Genomic DNA, 3,537 nt, shown 5'->3' with positions numbered 1-3,537 from the left:
CCGGAGATGGGAGCCGACTGAGCAGCCGGAGATTGATCGCTCTCTGCAGCGCTTAGAAGACCGGCTGCACAGTCTGACCGAGAATCTTCAGCGGTCTGAAAATCAATCGCTGCAGTCAGAAGAAAAAATTATCGAAAAAGAACGCCGGCGGATTGCGCGGGATTTGCATGATACGGTCAGTCAGGAGCTTTTTGCAGCCAATATGATTCTCTCAGGTGTGGCTGCAAATGTGGATCGGATTGATCAGGAAAATCTGCACAAGCAGCTGCAGGGCATTGCTGATATTCTCCATACAGCCCAAAAAGACCTGCGGATTCTTCTTCTGCATCTTCGGCCGACAGAATTGGAAAACCGGACCTTGATTGAGGGCATGGAAGTAATCATCAAGGAGCTGACAGACAAGAGCGATCTGGAGGTTCATTTCAACCATCAGGCAGAACACCTGCCAAAACAGATAGAGGAGCATGTTTTCCGCATTGTTCAGGAAATGATTAACAATACCCTGCGGCACGCTCAGGCCAGCCGTTTGGACATTTATCTTTACCAGACTCCCAGTGAGCTGAAAATCAAAGTGGCAGATAATGGCATTGGCTTTGATCCATTGGCCCAAGATGAGCTGAGTTACGGTTTGAAAAATATTGAAGACCGTGTTCAGGATATGGCAGGCACCTTTAAACTTCTGACAGCTCCTAAAAAAGGCGTGTCCATTGAAATTACTATCCCATTGTTAGAAGGAGACAATCATGAAGATATTACTGGTAGATGACCATCAGATGGTCCGTTTGGGCTTGAAAAGTTATTTGGAACTGCAGGATGATGTTGCGCAGGTTTTAGAAGCGACCAACGGCAAAGAAGGTGTAGAGCAGGCTCTTGCTGTCAGACCGGATGTTGTGATGATGGATATTGTCATGCCGGAGATGAACGGCATCGAAGCTACACTGGCCATCTTAAAGGAGTGGCCGGATGCTAAGATTTTAATCCTGACTTCTTATCTGGATAATGAAAAAATCTACCCGGTTCTGGACGCCGGCGCCAGGGGCTATATGCTGAAAACATCCAGTGCTGAGGAAATCCTCCATGCTGTCAGAAAAGTGGCCAAAGGCGAGTTTGCCATTGAAACGGAAGTCAGCAAAAAAGTAGAATATCACCGCAATCATATCGAGCTCCATGAGGACCTGACAGCTCGTGAGCGTGATATTCTGGGGCTTTTGGCTAAGGGCTATGAAAATCAGCGGATTGCGGATGAACTTTTCATATCTCTTAAGACGGTCAAGACACATGTCTCTAATATTTTGTCGAAATTGGAAGTGAGCGACCGCACTCAGGCAGTTGTGTACGCCTTTCAGCATCATCTGGTCCCACAGGAAGAATTTTAATGGTATAATAGAAGAAATATCGTCATTTCGTTTATCTTTTATTAGGTCGTTAACTCGCCTTGCCGTACCTCAGTACAGCCTGCGGCTCGCTGCCTAGTCCTAAAAGCAAACTAAAAGACGACAAAAAGAAAATAGAGGGCTTTATGGACGCAAAACTAAAATACAGGGCAAAGAAAATCAAGATGGTCTTTTTTGATATTGATGATACCCTGCGGGTCAAGGATACCGGCTTTATTCCGGAATCCATCAAAACAGTTTTCCAGCAGCTGCGAAGAAAAGGTATTTTGACCGGCATCGCTTCCGGTCGTGGAATCTTCGGTGTTGTTCCGGAGATTCGGGCTTTAAAACCTGACTTTTATGTGACTCTGAATGGCTCTTATGTAGAAGACAGCAAAGGCCGGGTGATTGCCCAGAAGGTCATTCCAAGGCAAAGGGTGGAAGCCTTTATCGCTTGGGCTGAAGCCGCCGGGATTGGATTTGGTCTGGTCGGCAGCCATGCTGCGGCCCTGTCTGCTCGGACGCCCCTGATTTCGGATGCAATTGACGTCGTCTATCCAGACTTGACTGTCAATCCTGACTTTTATGCGGAGCAGGACATTTATCAAATGTGGACCTTTGAGCAAGTCGGCGACAGTCTGCAGCTGCCGGAAGAACTGGCTGACCATTTGCGCTTGGTCCGCTGGCATCCCCATTCTTCAGATGTGGTGCCGATTGAGGGCTCCAAGGCATCTGGGGTTGCTAATGTTGTAGAGCACTTGGGTCTGAAACCTGAAAATGTCCTGGTTTTCGGAGACGGACTCAATGATTTAGAATTGTTTGACTATGTCGGTATCGGCATTGCTATGGGAATTTCCCATGAAAAACTGCAGAAAAAAGCAGATTATATAACAAAAACAGTAGAAGAAGACGGCATTCTTGCCGCCTTGGAGGAATTAGGAATGGTAGAAAAAGAAGTGAATTACCCGCAGGCTAACCTTGCAGCAGCAGAAGGGCCGCTCGCAACGATAAAGACCAATCACGGTGATTTAAAGATTCGGTTATTTCCAGAGCAAGCCCCTAAAACTGTGGCCAACTTTATTGCTTTGGCTAAAGACGGCTATTATGACGGCGTCATTTTTCACCGGATTATCAAAGATTTCATGATTCAGGGTGGAGATCCGACAGGGACCGGTATGGGCGGTCAGTCTATTTACGGAGAGAAGTTTGAAGATGAATTCTCACCGGAGCTTTACAATATCCGCGGCGCTCTTTCGATGGCCAATGCCGGTCCCAACACGAACGGCAGCCAGTTCTTTATTGTCCAAAACAGTAAGCTGCCTTATTCAGCCAAGGAATTGAGCCGCGGCGGATGGCCAGAGCCTATCGCGGAAATCTATGCCAATCAAGGGGGGACTCCGCATCTGGACCGTCGCCATACGGTTTTTGGCCAGCTGGCTGATGAAGCTTCTTATGAGATTTTGGATCAGATTGCAGCTGTTGAGACTGGAAGCATGGATAAGCCGGTTGACGATGTTGTAATTGAAACGATTGAGGTTGCAGACTGATGAAGATTGGCGACAAATTAAAAGGCAGGATTACAGGCATTCAGCCTTACGGAGCCTTTGTCGAGCTAGGGAATGGGACCATCGGCCTTATTCACATTTCAGAGATTCGTCCGGGCTATATTGAGAATATCCATGATATTTTGAAAATAGGTCAGCAGGTGCAGGTGCAGGTTGTGGACTATGATGAATTTTCCGGCAAGGCCAGTCTTTCCATGAGAACTTTAGAAGAAGAGAGGCACCGCCTTCCCAGACGGCACCGCTTTTCCAACGGCCGCTGCAAAATCGGTTTTGAACCTCTGGGCAGACAAATGCCAATCTGGATTGAAGAAGCCAAGGGGTTTCTGAAAGAGGAAAAAGAGTAAGCATAGACAAAAAAAGACTTTCGAGCCGGCCGTGGCAAAGGATGGGAATGCTTTGACCATGGAAAGATGAAAAGAAGACGAGAAAGGATTTCTTTGTCTTTTTTATCGTCATTTCGTTTATCTTTTATTCCGTCGTTAACTCGCCTTGCCGTACCCAAGTACAGCCTGCGGCTCGTTGCCTAGTACTATAAAAGCAAACTAGAAGACTATATACTCTTCAAAACTCAAAATGGTAATGAAAGCAGAGAGAAAGGG

The 3,537-nt window shown here is 46.8% G+C and carries 4 protein-coding genes; all 4 read left to right on the top strand.

Annotated elements, in window-relative coordinates:
* On the top strand, window positions 1-766 hold a 766-nt coding region (locus STRDD11_RS00045), incomplete at its 5' end, for a sensor histidine kinase (protein WP_241209252.1).
* Window positions 744-1,376, top strand: a complete 633-nt coding sequence (locus STRDD11_RS00040) for a response regulator transcription factor (RefSeq protein ID WP_128834166.1) — start codon at window positions 744-746, stop codon at window positions 1,374-1,376. The genes STRDD11_RS00045 and STRDD11_RS00040, both read left to right, overlap by 23 nt.
* Window positions 1,377-1,519: 143 nt before the next feature.
* Window positions 1,520-2,920: a bifunctional Cof-type HAD-IIB family hydrolase/peptidylprolyl isomerase gene (locus STRDD11_RS00035; RefSeq protein ID WP_128834164.1), complete on the top strand. Its 1,401-nt coding sequence runs from the start codon at window positions 1,520-1,522 to the stop codon at window positions 2,918-2,920.
* Window positions 2,920-3,282 (top strand): S1 RNA-binding domain-containing protein, encoded by a 363-nt coding sequence (locus STRDD11_RS00030; protein WP_128834162.1) that lies wholly within the window; start codon window positions 2,920-2,922, stop codon window positions 3,280-3,282. The genes STRDD11_RS00035 and STRDD11_RS00030 overlap by 1 nt, the downstream gene beginning before the upstream one ends.
* Window positions 3,283-3,537: the final 255 nt, after the last annotated feature.

This window comes from Streptococcus sp. DD11 (assembly GCF_001578865.1).
Taxonomy (GTDB): Bacteria; Bacillota; Bacilli; order Lactobacillales; family Streptococcaceae; genus Streptococcus; species Streptococcus panodentis.
The sequence above is the reverse complement of the archived record's forward strand: the minus strand, read 5'-3'. Positions and strand labels throughout refer to the sequence as shown.